Here is a 21,888-nt window from a genome sequence, read left to right as displayed (position 1 = left end):
TCACGCTTCGAGCGCCCCCTCGGCCCCACCCTCGACCGTCAGCAGGACCATGGGCACGGCGGCGGCCGCCGCCGCGTCGGCCGCGTTGCCGGCCGCGATGCGGCGGGCGCGCGCCGGCCGCGCGTCGGGCCGGCCGCCGTCCATCAGCCGGCGCACGCGGCGCAGCCCGGCCGCGCGCACGTGCGCGATCTGCGACTCCAGCGCGGCCAGCGCCTGCGCGAGCGCCCCATCCACCTGGCGGTCGGAGCCCGCCGCCACCAGCGCCTTGCGGCGGGGCCGGCGCAGCGTGATGTCCACCCGCTGCATCGCGCCGTCGCCGGCGATGCGCACCGTCGCGTCCACCGCGCCGCGCAGCCTCGTCGCGAGCTTCTCGATGGCCCGCGCCGCCTTCTGCTGCAGGGTCTCGCTCGCGTCCGCGTGATGGATCTGGAAGACGATGTGCAATGGGCTACCCTCCTCCGCGCCCCGCTGCGACACGCCAGCGGGCGCGCTCATGCGTCGACCACCTCGGCGAGATGCGCGGCCGTCTCCTGCGCGGCGCGCTCCCACGTGAACGTCTCGGCGAACCGTCGGCCCTGCGCGCCGAGCGTCGCGACCAGCGAGGGGGAGGCGGCCAGCTCCTCGAAGCGGGCGGCCATCGCGGCGACGTCCCCGTGGGGGACGAGGAAGCCGGTCTCGCCGTCGCGGACGCTCTCGCGGAGCCCTGGCGAATTGGAGGCGACGACCGGCGTGGCGCACGCGGCGGCTTCGAGGTTCGTGATCCCCCACCCCTCCTTCGGCGACGCGAACGCGAGCGCCCAGGCACGGCGCAACAGGTCCAGCTTCTCGGCCTCGCCGATGAACCCAAGAAACTCGACGCGCCCGGAGAGCGCAAGCGAGTCCACGAGCCGCTCGAGCTCGGGCCGGTAGTCCCCGCTGCCGGCGATGACGAGCCGCGCCGCGGGGTCCTGCACCCGCGCGAACGCCCGGATCACCAGGTCCACGCCCTTGTAGCGCCGCAGCCGGCCCAGATACGCGAAGAGCGGCGTCGGCGACCGGCGCGAGGCGTCGGGCGTGAACGCCCGCGCGTCGATCCCGCAGTAGATCACGCGGACCAGCTCGCGCGGGATGCCGCGCGCGGCCAGGTCCTCCGCGGTGCTCTCGCTGATGGCCTGGAAGGGCATGCCGCGGTACGCCCACGGGAGTGGCCGCTCGGCCAGCCAGACGGCGGCGGCCAGCGGCAGCGGCGCCTCCTGGAACACCGTGTCGCCGAACAGGTGCGGCACCAGCCCCACCGTCCGCGGCGCGCCCCACGTGCCCGCGTACACGGGGACCTTGTTGATGTCCTCGACCAGCACGTCGAAGCGCTCCGGGCGCACCACGCGGCGCGCGAAGCGCCGGGCCAGGAACGGGAAGGTCTGCCGCGTGCCCACGCGGTACACGTCGATGCCGTCGAGACGTGCGCGCGCCGGGCAGCCCGGCCAGCCGCCGCACACCAGCGACACCTCGTGACCGAGGGCCGCGACGCGGCCGTACACCTCGTGCAGGTGGATCTCGGCGCCGCCCGCCTGCGGGTTCTCGCGGTCCTGCCAGTTGACGAGCAGGATCCTCAAAGCCGTCCCATGCGACGCGCCAGCGCGTCCACCACGCCGTTCACGAAGCGCGCGCTCTGCGCGCTGCCGTAGCGCTCCGCGAGGCGCACGGCCTCCTGGATCACGACCTTCGGCGGCGTCTCGCCGCGAATGAGCTCCGCGGCCGCCAGGCGCAGCACGCACCGCTCGATCGCGCCCAAGCGCTCCAGCCGCCAGTTGGCGGTGACCTCGGTCAGCGCGGCGTCGATGTCCGCGCCCTGCCGCATCACGACACCGACGATCTGCGACGCGAACTTGCGCTCCTCGGGCCCGATCGCGAGGTCGTCCCACACCGTCGTCGCCACGCGCTCCAGCCCTTCCTGGCCGCGCACGTCCCAGGCGTACAGCGCCTGCAGCGCGCGGCCGCGCGCGCGGCTCTCGATGCGGGCCATCAGCCCGCGTCCTCGTCGCCGCCGGCCAGCTCGCCCTCGGCCTCGGCCGCGGAGTCGAGCATCGCGAACAGGTCGGCCATCTCCATCGCCGCCATCGCCGCGTCCCATCCCTTGTTGCCGTGCGCGCCACCCGCGCGCGCCTCGGCCTGCGCCATGTCGTCCGTCGTGAGCAGGCCGAGCGTGACCGGGACGTCGTACTCCGCGCCCGCGTCGGCCACGCCGCGCGCTGCCTCTCCGGCGACGATGTCGAAGTGCGGCGTCTCGCCGCGGACCACCGCGCCGATCGCGACGGCGGCGTCGTAGCGGCCGCTCGCGAGCACGTGGCGCACCGCGGCCGGCAGCTCCCACGCGCCGGGCACCCAGATCACGTCGACGTCGTCGAAGGCGGCGCCGTGGCGCGTGAACGCGTCCACCGCGCCTTCGGCGAGCTTCTGCGTGATGGTCTCGTTGAAGCGGCTGGCGACCACCGCGAAGCGGCGGCCTTCGCCGCTGGGGGTGCCGACGAACTCGGGCATGGATCCAGGATCAGGGTCGGCCGGAAGTATAACCGGCAGGGCGCGGCGGTTCACGACGCCAGCAGGTGTCCAAGCTTGGCGCGCTTGGTCGCGAGATAGCTGGCGTTCTCCTCGTTCGTCGGCGCCTGCAGGCGCACGCTCTCCTGCAGCTCCAGCCCGTAGCCCTCGACGCCCACCAGCTTCCGCGGGTTGTTCGTCATCACGCGGATGGACTTGAGCCCCAGGTCGAGCAGGATCTGCGAGCCGATGCCGTAGTTGCGCAGGTCCGGCTTGAAGCCGAGGCGCTCGTTGGCCTCGACCGTGTCGGCGCCGCGGTCCTGCAGCTCGTACGCCTTGATCTTGTTCAGCAGGCCGATGCCCCGCCCTTCCTGGTCGAGGTAGACGATCACGCCGCGCCCCGCCTCGGTGATCAGCTCCATCGCGCGGTGCAGCTGCCAGCCGCAGTCGCAGCGCTGCGAGTGGAAGACGTCGCCCGTGAGGCACTTCGAGTGCATGCGCACCAGCACGCCCTCGCCGTCGCCCAGGTCGCCGTGCACGAGCGCCACGTGCTCGTGCTCGTCCACCTGGTTGCGGTAGCCGATGATGCGCCACTCGCCCTGATCGGTGGGCAGCCGCGCCTCGGCGACGCGATGCACCAAGCGCTCCGTCTTGAGCCGGTGCGCGACGAGCTGCGCGACGGTCACGAACGTCAGCCCGTGCTTCTCCGCGAACGCTTCCAGCTGCGGGCGGCGCGCGGTGGTGCCGTCCTCGTTGAGGATCTCGCAGATCACGCCGGCCGGCGCGCAGCCCGCGAGCCGCGCGAGATCGACCGCGGCCTCCGTGTGTCCGACGCGCGTCAGCACGCCGCCGTCGCGCGCGCGGAGCGGGTGGATGTGGCCCGGGCGCACGAGGTCGCGCGGCCCGCTGTCCGGGTCGACCGCGACGCGGATCGTCGCCGCGCGATCGGCGGCGCTGATGCCGGTCGTCACGCCGAAGCGCGGCGCCGCGTCGATGCTCACCGTGAACGCGGTGCGCATCGCCTCGGTGTTGTTCTCGCTCATCAGCGGCAGGTCGAGCTGCGCGCAGCGCTCCGTCGTGAGCGCGAGGCAGATCATGCCCTTCGCGCCGAGGAGGAAGTTGACCATCTCCGGCGTGACGTGCTCCGCCGCGCAGATGAGGTCCCCCTCGTTCTCGCGATCCTCGTCGTCGGCCACCACGACGAACTTCCCGGCGCGGATGTCGTCGATGGCCTGCTCGATGGTGCCGAATGGCATGATGCTGGACCTCAAACCCTGGAAAGAGACGCGAGGTACGGCGCGAGCAGCCGCTGCACGTGCTTGCCGATCATGTCGGCCTCGACGTGCACCGGATCGCCCGGCTGCCGCAGCCCCAGCGTGGTGTGGCGGTGCGTGTACTCGATGATGGAGAGCTGCAGCACGCCCGGCGCGGGCAGCGCGTTCACGGTCAGGCTGACGCCGTCGATCGTGATGGAGCCGTGCGGCACCAGCAGCGGGTCGATCTCGGCCGGCACGTCGACGTCGATGAGCCACGCGTCGCCCTGCCGCTCCACCGCGCGAACGATGCCGACGCCGTCGACGTGCCCCTGGACCAGGTGGCCGCCGAGGCGGTCGCCCGCACGCATGGCGCGCTCGAGGTTGACGCGGCGCCCCTCGGTCCAGCGCCCCAGCGCCGTGCGGCCGAGCGTGGGGACGACGGCGGCGACGGTGAACCAGCTGCCGTCCTCCGTCGCGCCGAACCCGCGCACCGTGAGGCAGACGCCGTCGCAGGCGATGCTCTCTCCCTCCACGAGCCCCGTGTAGCGGCTGCGGATGCGGAACTCGCGCCCCGCCTCCGTCTCCTCCACCCGCTCGATCAGTCCGACGTCGTCGACCAGTCCGGTGAACACGCGCCCTCGGCGGCTTCTAGGTGGCGTGCCCCGTCCGGCTCTCCGGACCCGCGCCCGGCGCGGGGTGGACGGCGTACACGGTCATCAGGTCGTCGCCGACGGCGCGGCGGGCGACCACGGGCAGGCGCGGCGCGGTCGCCGCGCGCAGGCCCGTCACGCCGGCGAACGGTCGAACGGTGTCGTCGCCCAGCACGACCGGCGCCTGGAAGATAACCAGCCGGTCCACCAGCCCCTGCCTCCAGAGCGCGCCGGCGAGCCCGGCCCCACCCTCGACCATCAGGTCGCGGACGTCGTGATCGCGGCGCAGCAGCCGGAGCCCGTCGCGGGCGTCGCGCGCGGGGAGCACCGTCACCCCGGCCGCCGCGAGCGCGGCGGCGCGCGCGGGATCGGCCGTCGGGCCGCAGACGACCGCCACGGGCACCTCGCGGGCGGTGCGCACGAGCTGGCCGTCCAGCGGCAGCCGCAGCGTCCGGTCGAAGACGACGCGCAGCGGCGGCACGCGCGGCGGCGTCGCGTGGCGCACGGTGAGGCCGGGGTCGTCGGCGAGCGCGGTGCCGATCCCGACGGCGACCGCGTCGCGGTCCGCGCGCATGCGGTGGACGGCGCGGCGCGCGGTGGGCCCCGTGAGCCAGCCGGGTCCGCGCGTGTGGTCGGCCAGCGCGCCGTCCAGCGACAGCGCGAGCTTGAGCGTCACCCAGGGCCGCTCGGCGCCGATCGCGGCGTGCAGGAACGACGCGTTGAGCTCGCGCGCCTCGGACGCCAGCACGCCGACGTCCACCCGCACGCCCGCGGCGCGCAGGCGATCGGCGCCGCCCGCGGCGAGCGGCATCGGGTCGGCGACGGCGATCACCACGCGCGCCACGCCCGCGGCCAGCAGCGCGTCGGTGCACGGCGGCGTCTTGCCGTGGTGGTTGCAGGGCTCGAGCGTGACGTAGACGGTCGCGCCCTGCGCCGCCGCGCCCGCGGCGCGCAGCGCGTGCACCTCGGCGTGCGGGCCGCCGTAGCGCTCGTGCCAGCCTTCGCCCACGACGACGCCATCGCGAACGACGACGGCGCCGACCATCGGGTTCGGCGCCGTCCATCCCCGGCCGCGCCGCGCGAGCTGCAGCGCGCGGCGCATGAAGCGCGCGTCGGCGGACGACGTCTCCGTCGGGAGGGCCGTCGTCACCAGGCCGTCACCGGCGCGGCGCCGCCGCCATCAGAACTGCACGCGCACGCCCACGGAGCCGTAGGTGTACGCGTCGTCCGGCTTGCGGTCGCCGAACGTGTTGAAGGTCGCGGGCACGCTGCCGCCGGACGCGCGGCCGATCTCGCCGGCGAGGCGCACGAACGGGAAGTTCAGCGACAGCCCGCCGAACACGTTGGTGCGCGTCAGCTCCTGCTTCGCCGAGGCGACGTCGCCGTCGAAGCCGACCGCGAGCGGGATGCCGCCGCCCACGGGCCGCGGCGCGATGTACGCCGACGCGCGCGCCGACGCGTCGTACTTGTCCTGCCCCGCGCCCGCCGAGAAGCCGAGCAGCATGAAGCGCTTGCTCGCGACCAGGCGCCACGACGTGGTGCTCGCCTTGAAGTCCTCGACGCGCACCGAGTCGGCGCTGCCGACGCGCGCGGTGAGGTTCGACGTCGGCAGGTCGCGCTTCAGGATCGACACCGCGACGCCCGGCACGATCGCCGTCTCCTGCAGGATGCCGAGGCGCGCGCCGTAGCCGAGCTTCACCGAACCGTCCGTCGTCGAGAGCGAGACGCCGTCCTCGTCGACGTCGGGGACGTAGAAGGCGCTCAGCAGCACGTCGATGCCGCCGACGTTCGTCAGCCCGACCGGGATCCCCTTGAAGATCCCGATCGCGGCCTCCGCGCTCGGCAGTCCGAGGACCTGCTTCTTCGGATTGAAGTCGCTCGCCGTCCGTCCCTGCAGGCTGAGCGTGACGTTCTCCGTCTGCGGGAGCTGCCCGCTGATGACGTTCGCGCGCAGCCCGATGCTGAAGTGCCCGAGCCCACCGAGCGCGCCGCCGCTGCCGAGGATCGTGTTGCCGCCCGTGATGGACGCGCCGAGCTGCGGCGCCATGAACGCGAACAGGTCGATCGCCTTCTGGCAGGCGTCCTGGCGGATCTGGTCGGGCGAGGTCGACGAGCCGCCGGGGCAGCTGTTCGCCTGCGCGTGCGCGGAGGGCGCGGTGAACGTGAGCGCGGCGCTCGCGGCGGCGAGGACGGCGATGCGGGAACGGCGGGTGCGGGTGCGGCGAGACGACACGACGGACTCTCCTCGGCTACGTCAGGATGACGTGCCCGCCGCCCGACGTCACGTGTCCCAGGCGCCACGCGGGCACCGAGGCCGCCGACGCGGCGGCGAGCACGGCGTCGGCATGTTCCGGCGCCACGAGCGCCACCAGCCCGACGCCCATGTTGAACGTTCGGAACAGCTCGTCCCGTGGGACGTGTCCTGCATCACCGAGCACGCGGAAGAGCGACGGCACCTCCCACGACGAGGTGTCGACCACCGCGTCGAGATGCTCGGGCAGCGCGCGATTGAGATTGCCGGGCAGCCCGCCGCCGGTGATGTGCGCCATCGCGTGCACGCGATCGAGCACCGGCTTGAGCGCCGGCAGATACGACCGGTGCACGGAGAGCAAGGCGTCGGCCACCGTGCCGTCGCTCTCCGGGAAGCGGTCGTGCGCGCCGAGACGCAGACGCTCGGAGACGATCCGCCGCGCGAGCGAGTAACCGTTGGTGTGCAGCCCCGAGCTCGCGAAGCCGATGAGCACATCGCCCTCGCGCACGCGCTCGGAGCCGAGCACGGCGTCCTCCTCGACCCAGCCGACGATGAAGCCCGCGAGGTCGAAGTCGGGCGGCGTGTAGACGCCGGGCATCTCGGCGGTCTCGCCGCCGACGAGCGCGCAGCCGTTCTCGCGGCAGCCCGTCGCGACACCCGCGACCACGGCCTCGACGTTCGCCGGCTCCAGCTTGCCGAACGCGACGTAGTCGAGGAAGAAGAGCGGCGTCGCGCCCTGCACGAGAATGTCGTTGACGCAGTGGTTCACGAGGTCGTGGCCCACGGTGTCGAGCCTCCCCGCCTCGACCGCGACCTTGACCTTGGTCCCCACGCCGTCGGCGCTCGAGACGAGCAGCGGCGCGCGCGCACCGGCCGGCATGCGGAACATGCCGCCGAAGCCGCCGAACCGGCCGCGCGTGCCCGCGGTCATCGTGCTCTCGACGAGCGCCTTGAGGCGGTTCTTCGACGCCTCCGCGGCCTCGAGGTCGACGCCCGCCGCGCCGTACGTCAACGGCGTCTCGCTCATGTCCGTGCTCCGACCGCGCCCCCGCCATTCGTGGGCACCGCGTCGAGCACCGTCTCGAACGCGACGAGCTGGCGGAACTCGGCCACGCGGCGGTCGATCTCGGGCAGCGTGAGCGCGATCGTGCGCTCGTTCGAGAATGCCTCGACCGCGAACGAGCCCATCGCCGAGCCGTAGACGACGGCACGCCGCATGTTCGCCTCGCTCAGGTCGTCCGTCGCGGCCAGCCAGCCGATGAAGCCGCCCGCGAACGAGTCGCCTGCACCGGTCGGATCGAAGATCGACTCGAGCGGATAGGCGGGCGCGAAGAAGATCGACTCGCCCGAGAAGAGGAACGCGCCGTGCTCGCCCTTCTTGATCACGACGTGCTTGGGCCCGCGCGCCATGATCCAGCGCGCCGCCTTCACGAGGTTCGCCTCCTCGGTGAGCTGCCGCGCCTCAGCGTCGTTGAGCGTGATCAGGTCGACGTGGCCGAGCAGGTCGAGCAGGTCGGCGCGCCGGCTCTCGATCCAGAAGTTCATCGTGTCGCACGCCACCAGCTTGGGGCGCGCGACCTGGCGCAGCACGTCGCGCTGCAGCCGCGGGTCGATGTTCCCGAGGAACACGTACGGCGCGTTGCGGAACGCCTCGGGGATCTGCGGCCGGAAGTGCGAGAACACGCCGAGCCGCGTCTCGAGCGTCTCCGCCGAGTTGAGGTCGTGGCGGTAGCGCGCGCGCCAGCGGAAGCTCTCGCCCTCGGCCTGCTCCAGCCCCGCGAGGTCCACGCCGCGCGCGCGCAGCGGCTCCAGCTTCGCCATCGGGTAGTCGCTGCCGACGACGCCGACCAGCTGCACGGGCCCGAAGTGGCAGGCCGACGACGCGAACATGGTCGCCGAGCCGCCGAGGACCTCTTCGGCCTTGCCGAACGGCGTCTCGACGGAGTCGAGGGCGACGGAACCTACAACCAGAACCGACATGAGAGAGAGAGCTGAGAGGGCGGAGGACGGAACGGCGGAGAACGATACGACGGAGGACGATGGAGCGTGAGACGATCGGGCGGACCCTACCAGCGCGAAGCTTCAGGCGCGATTCCGCCTCATCGTCTCACGCCCTTCCGTCCTCCGCCTCATCGTGCTCCGCTTCGCCGTCCTCCGTCGTCTCGCGCCTTACATCCGGTCAGGCGCGGAGATGCCCAGAATCGAGAGGCCGTTCCTGAGCACGATCTGCGCGGCGCGGGCGAGCGCGAGGCGCGCGGTCATCAGCGGCGCCTCCTGCCCGAGCACGTGGTGCTTGTGGTACCAGCCGTGCACGAGGCCCGCCGTCTCCAGCAGGTAGCCCGCGAGCCGGTGCGGCTCCAGGTTCTCGGCCGACTGCGACACGATGCGCGGGAAGTCGACGAGCGCGTTCACCAGCTCCTGCTCGGCCGGCTCGGCGAGCTGCGCGAAGTCGACGCCCGAGAAGTCGAACGTCGCCGCGTCGAGGCCGCCCTGGCGGAAGATCCCGCTCATCCGCGCGTGCGCCATCTGGATGCGGTAGATCGGGTTCTCCTCGCTCTGCGAGCGCGCGAGGTCGACGTCGAACACGAGGTGCGAGTCGCCCTTCCGCTGCAGGTAGAAGTAGCGCACGCCGTCGCGGCCCACCCAGTCGATCAGGTCGCGCACGGTGACGTAGCTGCCCGCACGCTTGGAGATCTTCACCTCCTCGCCGCCGCGGGTCACCGTCACCATCTGGTGCAGCACGTACTCGGGATAGCCCGGCGGCACGCCGACGCCGAGCGCCTGCAGCCCCGCGCGCACGCGCGCGGTGGTGCCGTGGTGGTCGCTCCCCTGCACGTTGATCGCGCGCCGGAAGCCGCGCTCCCACTTCGTCACGTGGTACGCGACGTCGGGCACGAAGTAGGTGAAGTCGCCGCCCTTCGCCGCGCTCTTGCGCATCACGCGGTCCTTGTCGTCGCCCCACTGCGTCGTGCGCAGGAAGAGCGCGCCGTCCTCCTCGTACGTCGCGCCGTTGCGGACGATCGCCTGCACGGTGGCGTCCACCGCGCTCGCGTCGCCGTCCACGTGCAGGTCGGGCGCGATCTGCGCGGCCGATCCCGGCGCGTACAGCGACGACTCGAGGTAGTACGTGTCGAACGCCACGCCGAACGCCTGCAGGTCGAGGTTCTGCTCCGCACGCAGCGCGGCGACGGCGTGCTTGCGCATCGCCTCCAGCAGCGCGAGGTCGTGCGGGCGGCGGCCGGCGTTGATCGCGTCCACGCCCTCGCGCAGCACGTCCACCGGCGGCATGTCGTGCTCGCGCACGTACGTCTCCGCGATCTCGCGGATGTACTCGCCGTTGTAGCCGCCTTCCGGAATGGGCGCGTCGATCCCCGCGAGCTGCGCGGTGCGCACCCACGTGCTCTTCGCCAGGTTCTCGATCTGCGCGCCCGCGTCGTTGTAGTAGAACTCGCGCGAGACCTTCCAGCCCGTCCACTCGAGCAGCGTCGCGATCGCGTCGCCGAGCGCGGCCTGGCGCCCGTGGCCGACGTGGAGCGGGCCGGTCGGGTTGGCGCTCACGAACTCGACGACCACCGGCTCGCCCGCCCAGGTGCCGTCGCGGCCGAACTGCTGGTCGCGCTCGAGGATGGGCGCGATGCCACGGGCGACGAACGCGGGATCGAGCCGGAAGTTGATGAAGCCCGCGCCCGCCACCTCGGCCGCCCGCACGCCCGCGTCGCCGAGCTGCATCTCGGCGATCAGCGCGTCGGCGATGTCGCGCGGCTTGCGCTTGAGCGTGCGCGCGAGCGTCATCGCGAGGTTCGTCGTCCAGTCGCCGAACGACGGGTCGCGCGGCCGCTCCAGCACCACGTCGACGTCGTCGCCGGCCCCGATCGCGCTCGCCGCGCGCCGCAGCTCGTCCCGGATCCGGTCGGCGCCGTTCATTCGGACGCCTTGCTCGCGGAGCCGCCCGACGACGAGGTGGCCGACCCGTCCGACTTCGGGGACGCCGGCTTCGACTCGCCGCCCGACGCGCCGTTCCCGGACGAGCTGGACGACGAGGACTCGGCCGACGACTTGTTCGCGGGGCCGCTCGTGCGGTGCGCGTTCTTGCCGTAGTCGGTGAGGTAGAAGCCGCTCCCCTTGAAGACGAGGCCCGCACCGCCCGAGATCGCGCGCTCCGCCACCGCGCCACAGGTCGGGCACTCGGCGGTGCTCGGCGCGTCGCTGATGCGATGGAACTGCTCGAAGTTGTGCCCGTTGGGGCAGCGGAACTCGTAAGTCGGCATGACGTCGGGACTTATCGTGGGTGTGCGAAGCCCCGAAGAATACCCGGGCCCGGAGCGCCCTTCAAGGCGCGGCCGTCAGCGCGCGGCCGCGGTGGGGCGCGACGGGACTGGCAGCGGCGTCGGGCTGCACGGCACCGACGGCCGGTTGCCGCACGGGAACTCGTTCGGGACGCCGAGCTGCGCGCGGACGTTGGCGCCCCAGCAGTAGGTCCGGCCGGCGCCGGTGATCGCGCAGGCGTGCGGCGCGAAGGGCACGAGCCCCACCTGGTCGGGGGGCATCAGCTCGTCGCTCACCGCGACCGCGGACCAGCCCGTCCCGTCCGGCGACGGCGCGTCGAGCTGCGTGGTGGGCGGGTCGAAGTCGCGGCGCTGCAGCAGCCCGGCGGCGTTGGTGCCGGCGCACAGCAGCCGCCCGTCGCCCGCGATGCCGCAGGTCACGTAGGCGCCCACCGCGAGCTGGCGCACGGGCGCCGGCAGCGCGTCGGCCCACGCGCCGAAGCCGGTGCCGACGCGCGGCGCGCAGCGCACGCGCCCCTCGGCGTCGCCCGTGCAGAGCCGCGTCGGCGAGAGGTCGAGCAGGGTCGCCGGCCCGCTGCCCTCGACGCGCGCCGCGGCGCCGAACATGAGCGCCGCGGACGTCGGCCAGCAGTGCACGCCTTCGTCGAGCGCCGCGCAGGTGAGCGAGTCCGACGCGGCCAGCCGGCGCGCCGCGCCCGGCAGCACGATCGCCGCCGGTGCGCGGACGTCGAGATCCCCGCCCTCGGTCGCCGTGCGGACGACGAACGCGGCGCAGCGCACCGCTCCCACGGCGTCCGCCGCGCAGACCTGTCGGTCGCCGACCGCCAGCGCACGCAGCCCGCCGCCGGCGATCGCCCGCTGCGGATCGAGCGGCACGGGTGCCGCGACGCCCGTCTCGCGCCCGCGCCAGCACCACGCGACGTCGGCGCCCCCGTCGAGCGCGCAGACCGCCGCGCCCGCGCCCGTCAGCGCCGACAGGCGCACGCCCGGCAGCACCGCGCGCGGCGCGACGACCGAGTCCGCGGGCGCGAACGCACCCGTGAAGCGCGCGCCCCAGCACGATGCGGCGCCCGCGGCGTCGAGCGCGCACGACCAGTTCGCGCCCGCCGCGACCTCGCGCGAGCGCAGCGCGTCGACGATCAGCGCGGTCGCATTGGGCACCGGGCTCGCCGTAGGGATCGCGCCGAGGACGCGCACCGCGCCCTGCGCCACGCCGGTGAGGATCCCCGTCGTCGCCTCGATCGTCGCGCGCGCCGGGTTCGACGTCGACCAGGTGGCCGGCGCGTCCTGCACCGCGTTGCCGAGCGAGTCGCGGCCGAACGTGGTGAAGCGGACGCGCTGGCCGACCTCGATCACGAGCCCCGTGCGGCGCGGCAGCGTGTCGGCGCGCAGCACGGTCGCGAGCACGACGGGCCCTGGGTTCACCCGCGCGCGGAAGCCCACGGTGCGCGTGCCCGCCGCGGTCGTCAGCGTGGCGACCGCCTCGACGGGCACGACGCCGGTCGCCTGCGTGCCGATGCGCCAGGTCGTCCGCGCCTCGCCGCGCGCGTCGGTGCTGGTGACGATGGGATCGACGCGCTGCGCGGGCTCCCACGTCACCGTCACGCCCGGCACCGGCCGCCCCGCGTCGTCGCGCACGCGCACCGCCAGCTCCGCGGTCGCTACCGGTCCGGCCTGGAAGGTGAAGTCCTGCGCCGACACGGGCTCCAGCGCCACCGGAGCGCCGGGCGTCTCGACCACCGGATCGCTGCCGCAGCCGACGCTCGAGGCCAGCAGCAGCGCGCGGAGGAGCCGCCTCGTCACCCCACCGGCCGGTACCGCCCCCAGACGTCCGCGAACGTGTCCGAGATCTCGCCCACCGACGCCCGCGCGCGCACCGCGTCTATGATCAGCGGCATGAGCGGCGGCCGCTGGGCGCCGGGCTGCGCGTAGGGCACCGCGGCCTCGCGCAGCGCCGCCAGCGCCCGCTCGACGGCCGCGCCGTCGCGACGGCGGCGCACCTCGGCCAGCTGCGCGACCTGCGAGCGCTCCAGCGCGCTGAAGTCGGGCGCCGGGATCACGGGCGGCTCCTCGCCGTCGGCGAACCTGTTGACGCCGACGATCACCGTCTCGCCGCGCTCCACGCGCAGCTGGTGCTCGTACGCGCTGCGCGCGATCTCCTCCTGGAAGAAGCCGCGCGCGATCGCCTCGGGCGAGCCGCCCATCGCGTCCACCTCCTCCAGCAGCGCGAGCGCGCGCGCCTCCAGCTCGTTCGTCAGCGACTCGACGTAGTAGCTGCCCGCCAGCGGGTCGACGGTCTGCGCGGCGCCGCTCTCGTACGCCACCACCTGCTGCGTGCGCAGCGCCAGCGTCGCCGCCTCGGCCGTCGGCAGCGCGAGCGCCTCGTCGTAGCCGTTCGTGTGCAGCGACTGCGTGCCGCCCAGCACCGCGGCCAGCGCCTGCACGGTCACGCGCACGACGTTGTTGAGCGGCTGCTGCGCCTGCAGCGTCACGCCGCCGGTCTGCGTGTGGAAGCGCAGGCGCGCGCTCGCGTCGCTGGCGCCGAACCGATCGCGCATCAGCCGCGCGTACAGGCGGCGCGCGGCGCGGAACTTCGCGACCTCCTCGAACAGGTCGTTGTGCGCGGCGAAGAAGAACGACAGCCGCGGCGCGAACGCGTCCACCGGCAGCCCCGCGTCCACCGCGCGGCGCACGTACTCCATCGCGTTGGCGAAGGTGAACGCGACCTCCTGCACCGCCGTCGCGCCGGCCTCGCGGATGTGGTAGCCGGAGATCGAGATCGCGTTCCACTGCGGCACCTCGGCCGCGCAGAAGCGGAACATCTCCGCGATCAGCGACAGCGACGGCTCGGGCGGGTAGATGTACGTCCCGCGCGCGATGTACTCCTTCAGCACGTCGTTCTGCGTCGTGCCGGAGAGCGTCGCGCGGTCGATGCCGCGCTCCTCCGCGACCACGACGTACATCGCGAGCAGGATCGCCGCCGTCGCGTTGATCGTCATCGACGTCGACACGCGGTCCAGCGGCAGGTCCGCCAGCAGCGCGTGCATGTCCTCGACGGTGTCGATCGCCACGCCCACGCGCCCCACCTCGCCCAGCGCGCGCGGCGAGTCGGAGTCGATGCCCATCTGTGTCGGCAGGTCGAACGCGGTCGAGAGGCCCGTCTGCCCCGCCGCCAGCAGCAGCTTGAAGCGCGCGTTGGTCTCGGACGCGGTGCCGAACCCCGCGTACTGGCGCATGGTCCAGTGCCGCCCGCGGTACATCGTCGGCTGAACGCCGCGCGTGAACGGGAAGCGGCCGGGATCGGCGAGGTCGCGCGCGTAGTCGATCGGCGCGTCCTCGGGACGCACGACGACCGGCACGGGCAGGTCCGAGGGAGAGCGCCGCTCGTCGATCGGCGGCTTGGCGGCAGGCGAGGACATGCCCCGAAGTTAGCCGGGCGGGATGGCGCGGTGCAGCGCCATCCCGCCCGTGTGCCGCGCGCCGGGCGCGGCGTCTAGCGGGCGTGTGCCCGCCGGATGCTCAGCCCGCGCCGACCAGCGCGCCCGTGCCCAGCATCTGGTTCGCCAGCTCGCACTCGTCCTTGCTGCCGATGAAGAGCGGCGTGCGCTGGTGCAGCTCGGTGGGCTGGATGTCGAGGATGCGCTGGTGCCCGTCCGTGGCCATCCCGCCGGCCTGCTCGGCGATGAACGCGAGCGGGCTCGCCTCGTAGAGCAGCCGCAGCTTGCCGCGCGGGCTCTTGGTGTTGGCCGGATAGCAGAAGATCCCGCCGCCGAGGAGGTTGCGGTGGAAGTCCGCGACCAGCGAGCCGACGTAGCGCACGCTGAGCGGCGCGCGGTCGCCCTCGAGCCCGCGATAGCGGCGCATCAGCCCCTTCACGTTGTCCTCCCACGCCTGCTCGTAGGAGTCGTTCACCGACAGGTACTTGCCGCGCTCGGGGATCGCGATGTTCGGGTGCGACAGCAGGAACTCGCCGATCGACGGGTCGAGCGTGAAGCCGTGCGCGCCCTGGCCGGTCGTGTAGACGAGCATCGTGCTCGACCCGTAGATGATGTAGCCCGCCGCGACCTGGCGGCGTCCGGGCTGCAGCATGTCCTCCATCTCGCCGCGCGTGCCGCGCGTGATCTTCCGCATCACCGAGAAGATCGTCCCGACCGGCACGTTGACGTCGATGTTCGACGAGCCGTCGAGCGGATCGAACGTCAGGACGTACTTGCCGCACTTGAAGCCGTCGGGGATCTGGATGATGTCGGGCTCCTCCTCCGACGCCATCGCGCACAGCCGCCCGCCGTGGTCCATCGCCTTGACCATGATGTCGTTGGCGATGACGTCGAGCTTCTGCTGCTGCTCCCCCTGGACGTTCTCCGTCCCCTCGGCGCCGAGGATGTCCGCCAGGCCGGCCGAGCGCACCTTGTTGGCGATCATCTTCGCCGCGAGGGCGACGTCGTACAGGACGCCCGACAGCTCACCCGTGGCCTCGGGGAACTGGCGCTCCTGCTCGATGATGAAGCGCTCGATGGTGACGACGGAGGTCGGCGTGTGCTTGACCACGGAAAGTCCTCAGCAGGGTGGAACGACCGGAAGCGCTGCCGGACGCGAACCGCCAGCAGGCGGCCGCTCGGCCAGCGTCCGCGCCGCGTAGGCGTCGGCCTCGAGCTCGAATCGATTGTGGGCGTAACCCCGACGGAGCGACTCCCAGGCGTAGCGCACCGGGAAGGTGCGCTGCCGGGCAAACTGCTCCACGTGCGCCAGCTCGTGCAAGAGTAACGCCGGAGCGAGCGCGGCCGCATCGGCCAGGAAGATCGTGCGCCCCAGCGTGATGCCCGCGACCGTGCGCCGCCCGAGGCACCAGCCGCCCACGCGCAGCGGGAGCCCGCCGTGGCGCCAGCGCGCGCCGCGCAGCTCCGGATAGCGCGCCAGCAGCGCGTCTGGCAGCGCGATCGGACGCCCGAGCAGCGCGCGCCACGCCGACCGCGCGAGCCCCCTCATCGAAACCTCACGGCAGCTCGGATTCGGATTCGCGCGTCGGCAGCTCCCATCGTTCGGCTCCCGCCTGCACCGTGATCGCGTCGCCGCGCGCCCGCACGACGATGGTCCCCAGCTGGTCCGTGCGCAGCACGCGCGCGCCCATGTCCTGCAGGCGGCGCACGACGTGCGCGCTCGGATGTCCGTACGTGTTCCCCGCCCCGACGCTGACGAGGGCGAGGCGCGGCCGCACCGCCGCGAGGAACTCGGGCGTGCTGCTGGTCGCGCTCCCGTGATGCCCGACCTTCAGCACGTCCGCCCGGAGCGCGGCCGCGACCGCGGGATCGTGCGCGGCGCGCGCCAGCAGCCACCGCTCCTCGGGCGCCTCGGCGTCGCCGACGAGCAGGAACCGCACCCGCCCGACGCGCACCGACAGGACGACGCTGGCGAGGTTCGGATCGTCGAGCGACGCGGTCCATGCGGAATCCGGCGCGAGCACCGTCACCACCATCCCGTCGAGAACGAGCGAGTCCCCGGGCGCGACGCGCCGCCACGGCACGCCCGCCCCGCGCGCCGCCCGCAGCACCTCCTGGTAGACGGGACTCCCGAGGACGAACCCGGGATCCCAGACGCGCGCCGGATGCAGCCGCGCGAGCACCGACGCGGCGCCGCCCACGTGGTCCGCGTGCGGGTGCGTGAGCACGAGCGCCGCCACCACGCCGCCGCGCGCGCGCAGCCACGGCACGACGGTGCGCGCGCCGGCATCGCCACCCCGCCACGCGCGCCCCGCGTCCACCACCAGCCACCGCCCGCGCCGCGTGCGGAGCGCGACGGCGTCCCCCTGCCCCACGTCCAGCACGTGCAGCTCCGCCACGCCCCTGTCGCGTCCAGGCCACAGCGGCGCCCACGTCGCGGCGACCAGCGCGCCGCCCGCGAGCCTCAGCGCACGGCGTCGATGTCGCACCGAGGCGCCGGCGACCAGCAGGGCCAGCGCCCCCATCCCCGCGAGCCACGACTCGCCCCCACTCGGCGCCACGTGCCAGACGGCTCCCGGAGTGCCCGCGCCGGCACGCGCCACCGCGTCGAGCGCCGCGAGCGGCACGCGCGCGGCTCCCGCGACGAACGGCCCGATCCCGTCGAGCGGCGCCACGACGACGGCGAGGAACAGGGCGGGCTGCAGCAGCGCGAGCACGGGCGCCGCCGCGAGGTTCGCGAGCGGGCCGACGAGGCTCACCTGCCCGAAGTGCCACGCGACGAGCGGCGCGGTGACCGCGGTCGCGAGCGTGCCCACCACCAGCTCGCGCAGCAGCGTCACCCGCGGCCCGTCTCCCGCGCGGCGCAGCCACGCCTCGGCCCTCGCGATCATGCCGGGTCGCTGCGGCTGACCGTCGGCGTCGGCGGCGCGCCGCACGAGCTCCCGCGCCACCACACGGCCCGCGACGAGCGCCGCCATCCCCGCGACGCTCAGCTGGTAGCCCAGCTCGAGCACGACGCGCGGATCGACCAGCGGCAGCGCCGCCGCGACCGCGAACACGGCCCAGGGCGACGTGGGGCGCTGCAGCGCGCGCGCGGCCGCATCGAGCGCGAGCATCCCGCCCGCGCGCACCGCGGGCGCGGGACACCCGATGAGCGCGACGTACAGCGCGACCGCACCCACGGCGCCCAGCGACGCGACACGCGGCGACGCGCGCGCGGCGCGCAGCAGCAGCACGAGCGCCTCCGCCACCAGCGCGACGTGGAGCCCGGACACCGAGAGCGCATGCACGAGCCCCGACGCCGCGTACCGGTCGCGCACCTCGGGATCGATGCCGCCCGCGTCCGCGATCACGAGGGCACGCACGAGCGGCGCGTCGTCACCGAAGCGCCGGTCGATCAGCACGCCGGCACGGGCGCGCAGCGCGGGGAGCACGTGGCGCTCGCCCGTGCGCGCGAGGCGCGCGTCGCGCACGAGCACGCGGCCGCCGGCAACGCTGGCGTCTCCACGCACCGCAACCACCTCTCCCGCGTCCGCCGTTCCCTGGCGGACGACCAGCGTCGCGCGCAGCGGGCAGGCCCCACCGCGTACGGCGCCGCGCGCCACGGCCCGCGGCTCGGCCCGCTCGTCCAGCACGACGGCCCACACGCCGCGCTTCGCGGCGGCCGCATGACAGGCCGCGTCGCGTCGCCGCACGTCGCGCGCGGTCATCGCGGCGGCCACCACCACGAGTGAGAGCGCACCCGCGCGGGCGTCGCGCTTCCACAGCGCGAGGCCCGCCACCGCGCCCACTAGCGCGACCACCGGCCACGCCGCACCGGCGAAGCCCGCGAGGAGCCCCGCGCACAGGCAGAGGAAGGCGGCGGTCACGAGCGGCACGCGCACACGATGGCGCCGCCCCTGGCCGACGCCCCCACCCGCGAGACGCGCGCGGTGTCCGCGCGACGCATCTGACACCGCCGGCCGCCGCGGACCGTACGTTCCGGAGAAGACCGCGCGCTCTCCTCTCGCCCCGGACGCCCGTGCCCTGCCTCCTCGCCCTCCTCGCCCTCGCGACCCCGCGCCTGGTCATCCTGGCGCTCTGGTTCCTGACGTCGTGGTTCCGCGGGATGTTCGACTTCGCGCTCTGGCCGATCCTCGGCTTCCTCTTCGCGCCGACGACGCTGCTCTGGTACTCCGTCGTGCAGCACTGGTACGACGGCCGCTGGGGCACCTGGCAGATCGTCGGCGTCGTGGTCGCGCTGATGCTCGACGGCGTGTTCACGCGCGTCTTCGGCAAGCGGAAGTAGGCGCACGCATGCCCGCAACGACGAGGCGCCGCGTCCCGATCGGGACGCGGCGCCTCGCGCGCTTCCAGCCTGCCGAGGACTACCTGTCCTTCACCTTCGCCCAGGTGTCGCGCAGCGTCACCGTCCGGTTGAACACCGGCGCGCCCGGCTTCGAGTCCACCGTGTCGCTCACGAAGTAGCCCGTGCGCTCGAACTGGTAGCGCGTCCCCGGCGGATCGCTCGCCACGCTCGGCTCCACCTTCGCGCCCTTCACGACCACGAGCGACTGCGGGTTGAGCGCCGCCGTGAAGTCCTGCCCCTCCGGCACGTCGTCCGGATCGGGCTGCGAGAAGAGGCGGTCGTACAGCCGCACTTCGGCGTCGAGCGCACGCGCCGCCGAGACCCAGTGGATCGTGCCCTGCACCTTGCGGCCATCCGGCGCGTCGCCGCCGCGCGTCGCGGGATCATACGTGCAGCGCAGCTCGATCACGCGGCCCGACTCGTCCTTCACGACCTCCTGGCACGTGATGAAGTACGCGTAGCGCAGGCGCACCTCGCGGCCGGGGGCGAGCCGGAAGAACTTCTTCGGTGGATCCTCCATGAAGTCGTCGCGCTCGATCCACAGCTCGCGCGAGAACGGCACCAGGCGCGAGCCCTCGAGCGGCACGTCGTGCGGATACGACGGCGCCTCCAGCTCCTCGACCTGCCCCTCGGGATAGTTCGTGAGCACGACCTTGAGCGGGTCGAGCACACCCATCACGCGCGGCACGCGCATGTTCAGGTCGTCGCGCACGTAGTGCTCGAAGGTGGCCAGCTCGGTGCGCGCCGGCTTGCGCGCGACGCCGATCGCGTCGGCGAAGTTGCGCAGCGCCTCCGGCGTCACGCCACGGCGGCGGATGCCGGCGATGGTCGGCATGCGCGGGTCGTCCCACCCCGACACGTGCCCCTCGTTCACGAGGCGCAGCAGCTTCCGCTTGCTGAGCACCGTGTAGTCCAGCTCCAGGCGCGCGAACTCGATCTGCGTCGGCGGGTTCTGCTCGAAGCCGACCTCGCGCACCAGCCAGTCGTAGATGTCGCGGCTGTCCTTGAACTCCAGCGTGCAGAGCGAGCGCGTGATCCCCTCGATCGCGTCCGACAGCCCGTGCGCGAAGTCGTAGAGCGGGTACAGGCACCACTCCGTCCCGCGCCGGTAGTGCTCCGCGTGGCGGATGCGCAGCAGCAGCGGGTCGCGCATGATCATGTTCGGGTGCGCCATGTCGATCTTGGCGCGCAGCACGTGCGACCCGTCCGGGAACTCGCCCGCCTTCATGCGGCGCAGCAGGTCCAGGTTCTCCTCGACGGACCGGTTGCGGAACGGGCTGTCCGTGCCCGGCGTCGTGACCGTGCCGCGCCCCTCGCGGATCTGCTCCTCGTTCTGCGAGTCGACGTACGCCTTCCCCTTCGTCACCAGCAGCTCGGCGAACTCGTACAGCCGCTCGAAGTAGTCGCTGGCGTACAGCTCCGCGTCCCACTCGAAGCCGAGCCAGCGCACGTCGGCCTTCATGGCCTCGACGTACTTCATGTCCTCGGTGAGCGGGTTCGTGTCGTCGAAGCGCAGGTGCACGCGCCCGCCGAACTCGCGCGCGAGCCCGAAGTTCAGGCAGATCGACTTGACGTGGCCGATGTGCGGGAAGCCGTTCGGCTCGGGCGGGAAGCGCGTCGTGACGGGGCGGCCGAAGCGGCCCGTCGCGACGTCCTCGGCGACCATCTCGCGGATGAAGTTCGAGCGGTGCGGAGCGTCGTGGGACACGAGAGAGCGTGCGGAAGAGAGGAAGGGCGGACGACGCGCGCGTCGGCAGCCGTCAGCAGGCCGGCGCCGCGGCGGTCGCGGCCATCGGCAGCGCGAGGCGCCGCGGCGCGGCATCGGGCACCACGACGCCCGTGAACGTCGAGCCGGTCGTGCCGGTGAGCTCCACGATCCGGTAGTCGCCGATCGCGAGGCCGTCCGGCGGCAGCATCACGGTCTTGAAGTCGCGCGTGCGCGCCTGCAGCATCTCGCCGCGCCGCGCCGCCTTTTCCACCAGCACCTCGTGGCGGGTGCCGAGGAGGCGCAGGTTGCGCTCGCGCGCCCCGGCGCGGACGACCGCGATCAGCCGCTCCAGCCGCGCGCTCGCGACGTCGTCCGGCACGAACGTCGCCGGATCCATGCGCGTGGCGGGCGTGCCGTCGCGCGGCGAGAACTTGAAGGTGTACGCGTCCTCGTAGCCCAGCTCCTGCACGAGCGACACCGTCTCCTCGAAGTCCTCGTCCGTCTCGCCCGGGAAGCCGACGATGATGTCGGTCGTCAGGTTGAGCGTCGGGATCGCGGCGCGCAGGCGCGCCACGCAGTCACGGTAGCCCTCGCGCGTGTAGCGGCGGAGCATCCGCTTCAGCACGCGGTCGGACCCGCTCTGCATCGGCAGGTGGACGTGCTCGCACACCTGCGGCACCTCCGCCATCGCGGCGATCACCGCGTCCGAGAAGTCGTTCGGGTGCGGGCTCGTGAAGCGGATGCGGCGGATGCCGTCGACGCTGCCGACCGCGCGCAGCAGCGCCGCGAAGTCGTGCGTCCCGTCGCTGTACGAGTTGACCGTCTGCCCCAGCAGCACGACCTCGCTCATGCCGTCGCGCACGACCTGCTCGACCTCGCGCACGACGTCGTCCAGCCGACGGCTCCGCTCCGCGCCGCGCGTGTACGGCACGATGCAGTACGTGCAGCGGTAGTCGCAGCCGCGCTGCACCGGGATCCACGCCTTCACCCTGTCGAAGCGGCGCGGCGCGAAGTCCTCGTAGTGCTCCTCGAGATCGAAGCTCGTGGCGGTCACGCGCTCGCCCTGCCGCGCGCCCTCCAGCAGCTGCGGCAGCGCGCGGTACGCGTCGGGCCCCACCACCAGCGAGACGTGGCGCGCCTTCTCCAGCAGCGTGGGCCCGAGCCGCTGCGCCATGCAGCCGGCGACGCCCATGACGGTGCCCTTCTTCATGTGGCGGCGCAGCTCGCCCAGCCGCCCGATCACGCGCTGCTCCGCGTGGTCGCGGATCGCGCACGTGTTCACGAGGATCACGTCCGCGCCCTCGGGCCCGTCCACCGCCTCGTACCCATGCGCGGCCAGGCTGCCGTACATGAGCTCCGAGTCGCTCACGTTCATCTGGCAGCCGTAGGTCTCGATGTAGACGGTCGGACGGGACATGGCGGGGCGCAGCGGGAGGAA

Annotated in this window: 20 protein-coding genes; 1 reads left to right on the top strand and 19 read right to left on the bottom strand. The window is 73.5% G+C overall.

Translation table 11 applies throughout. The features are described 5' to 3' along the window. The 17 genes from rosag_RS15115 to rosag_RS15035 form a co-directional block, all read right to left on the bottom strand. Positions 1 to 495, bottom strand: coding sequence for an HPF/RaiA family ribosome-associated protein (locus rosag_RS15115; RefSeq protein ID WP_284350979.1), 495 nt, complete (start codon positions 493 to 495; stop codon positions 1 to 3). Beyond that, positions 492 to 1,592, bottom strand: coding sequence for a glycosyltransferase family 4 protein (locus tag rosag_RS15110; RefSeq protein WP_284350978.1), 1,101 nt, complete (start codon positions 1,590 to 1,592; stop codon positions 492 to 494). Before rosag_RS15110 ends, rosag_RS15115 begins: the two co-directional genes overlap by 4 nt. Further along, complete coding sequence (gene nusB / locus rosag_RS15105) at positions 1,589 to 2,002, bottom strand: transcription antitermination factor NusB (RefSeq protein ID WP_284350977.1); 414 nt, start codon at positions 2,000 to 2,002, stop codon at positions 1,589 to 1,591. Before nusB ends, rosag_RS15110 begins: the two co-directional genes overlap by 4 nt. Then, the gene (gene ribH, locus rosag_RS15100; protein ID WP_284350976.1) at positions 2,002 to 2,517 is read right to left on the bottom strand and encodes a 6,7-dimethyl-8-ribityllumazine synthase; all 516 of its coding nucleotides are present in this window, start codon (positions 2,515 to 2,517) and stop codon (positions 2,002 to 2,004) included. The genes nusB and ribH overlap by 1 nt, the downstream gene beginning before the upstream one ends. Before the next feature lie 50 nt (positions 2,518 to 2,567). Next, the gene (locus rosag_RS15095; RefSeq protein ID WP_284350975.1) at positions 2,568 to 3,770 is read right to left on the bottom strand and encodes a bifunctional 3,4-dihydroxy-2-butanone-4-phosphate synthase/GTP cyclohydrolase II; all 1,203 of its coding nucleotides are present in this window, start codon (positions 3,768 to 3,770) and stop codon (positions 2,568 to 2,570) included. Between the two features lie 11 nt (positions 3,771 to 3,781). Next, complete coding sequence (locus rosag_RS15090; protein WP_284350974.1) at positions 3,782 to 4,402, bottom strand: riboflavin synthase; 621 nt, start codon at positions 4,400 to 4,402, stop codon at positions 3,782 to 3,784. 16 nt (positions 4,403 to 4,418) lie between these two features. Continuing rightward, the gene (gene ribD / locus rosag_RS15085) at positions 4,419 to 5,570 is read right to left on the bottom strand and encodes a bifunctional diaminohydroxyphosphoribosylaminopyrimidine deaminase/5-amino-6-(5-phosphoribosylamino)uracil reductase RibD (protein ID WP_284350973.1); all 1,152 of its coding nucleotides are present in this window, start codon (positions 5,568 to 5,570) and stop codon (positions 4,419 to 4,421) included. A gap of 30 nt (positions 5,571 to 5,600) precedes the next feature. After that, positions 5,601 to 6,653 (bottom strand): hypothetical protein, encoded by a 1,053-nt coding sequence (locus tag rosag_RS15080; RefSeq protein ID WP_284350972.1) that lies wholly within the window; start codon positions 6,651 to 6,653, stop codon positions 5,601 to 5,603. A 16-nt stretch (positions 6,654 to 6,669) separates the two neighbouring features. Continuing rightward, entirely contained in the window at positions 6,670 to 7,698 is a 1,029-nt protein-coding gene (purM, locus tag rosag_RS15075; protein WP_284350971.1) for a phosphoribosylformylglycinamidine cyclo-ligase, read from the bottom strand. After that, entirely contained in the window at positions 7,695 to 8,651 is a 957-nt protein-coding gene (locus tag rosag_RS15070; protein WP_284350970.1) for a PfkB family carbohydrate kinase, read from the bottom strand. Before rosag_RS15070 ends, purM begins: the two co-directional genes overlap by 4 nt. Positions 8,652 to 8,840: 189 nt before the next feature. After that, positions 8,841 to 10,595, bottom strand: coding sequence for an arginine--tRNA ligase (gene argS, locus rosag_RS15065; protein ID WP_284350969.1), 1,755 nt, complete (start codon positions 10,593 to 10,595; stop codon positions 8,841 to 8,843). After that, positions 10,592 to 10,939, bottom strand: a complete 348-nt coding sequence (locus rosag_RS15060) for an FmdB family zinc ribbon protein (protein WP_284350968.1) — start codon at positions 10,937 to 10,939, stop codon at positions 10,592 to 10,594. The genes argS and rosag_RS15060 overlap by 4 nt, the downstream gene beginning before the upstream one ends. A gap of 75 nt (positions 10,940 to 11,014) precedes the next feature. After that, positions 11,015 to 12,760, bottom strand: a complete 1,746-nt coding sequence (locus tag rosag_RS15055; RefSeq protein ID WP_284350967.1) for an Ig-like domain-containing protein — start codon at positions 12,758 to 12,760, stop codon at positions 11,015 to 11,017. Next, on the bottom strand, positions 12,757 to 14,376 hold the full coding sequence (locus rosag_RS15050) for an acyl-CoA mutase large subunit family protein (protein ID WP_284350966.1): 1,620 nt from the start codon (positions 14,374 to 14,376) through the stop codon (positions 12,757 to 12,759). Before rosag_RS15050 ends, rosag_RS15055 begins: the two co-directional genes overlap by 4 nt. 100 nt (positions 14,377 to 14,476) lie before the next feature. Further along, complete coding sequence (fbp, locus tag rosag_RS15045; protein WP_284350965.1) at positions 14,477 to 15,505, bottom strand: class 1 fructose-bisphosphatase; 1,029 nt, start codon at positions 15,503 to 15,505, stop codon at positions 14,477 to 14,479. Between the two features lie 9 nt (positions 15,506 to 15,514). Beyond that, on the bottom strand, positions 15,515 to 15,943 hold the full coding sequence (locus tag rosag_RS15040; RefSeq protein ID WP_284350964.1) for a hypothetical protein: 429 nt from the start codon (positions 15,941 to 15,943) through the stop codon (positions 15,515 to 15,517). A 7-nt stretch (positions 15,944 to 15,950) separates the two neighbouring features. Then, complete coding sequence (locus rosag_RS15035) at positions 15,951 to 18,272, bottom strand: DNA internalization-related competence protein ComEC/Rec2 (protein WP_284350963.1); 2,322 nt, start codon at positions 18,270 to 18,272, stop codon at positions 15,951 to 15,953. Positions 18,273 to 18,415: 143 nt separating this feature from the next. On the opposite strand from rosag_RS15035, the gene rosag_RS15030 reads away from it, so the two are divergent. Further along, positions 18,416 to 18,682 (top strand): hypothetical protein, encoded by a 267-nt coding sequence (locus rosag_RS15030; protein WP_284350962.1) that lies wholly within the window; start codon positions 18,416 to 18,418, stop codon positions 18,680 to 18,682. A 79-nt stretch (positions 18,683 to 18,761) separates the two neighbouring features. On the opposite strand, the gene rosag_RS15025 is transcribed toward rosag_RS15030, so the two are convergent. Continuing rightward, positions 18,762 to 20,564 (bottom strand): glutamine--tRNA ligase/YqeY domain fusion protein, encoded by a 1,803-nt coding sequence (locus tag rosag_RS15025; protein ID WP_425607508.1) that lies wholly within the window; start codon positions 20,562 to 20,564, stop codon positions 18,762 to 18,764. Further along, positions 20,503 to 21,867 (bottom strand): tRNA (N6-isopentenyl adenosine(37)-C2)-methylthiotransferase MiaB, encoded by a 1,365-nt coding sequence (gene miaB, locus rosag_RS15020; protein WP_284350960.1) that lies wholly within the window; start codon positions 21,865 to 21,867, stop codon positions 20,503 to 20,505. Before miaB ends, rosag_RS15025 begins: the two co-directional genes overlap by 62 nt. Positions 21,868 to 21,888: the final 21 nt, after the last annotated feature.

It is taken from the genome of Roseisolibacter agri, from assembly GCF_030159095.1.
Lineage (GTDB): Bacteria > Gemmatimonadota > Gemmatimonadetes > Gemmatimonadales > Gemmatimonadaceae > Roseisolibacter > Roseisolibacter agri.
The sequence above is the reverse complement of the archived record's forward strand: the minus strand, read 5'-3'. Positions and strand labels throughout refer to the sequence as shown.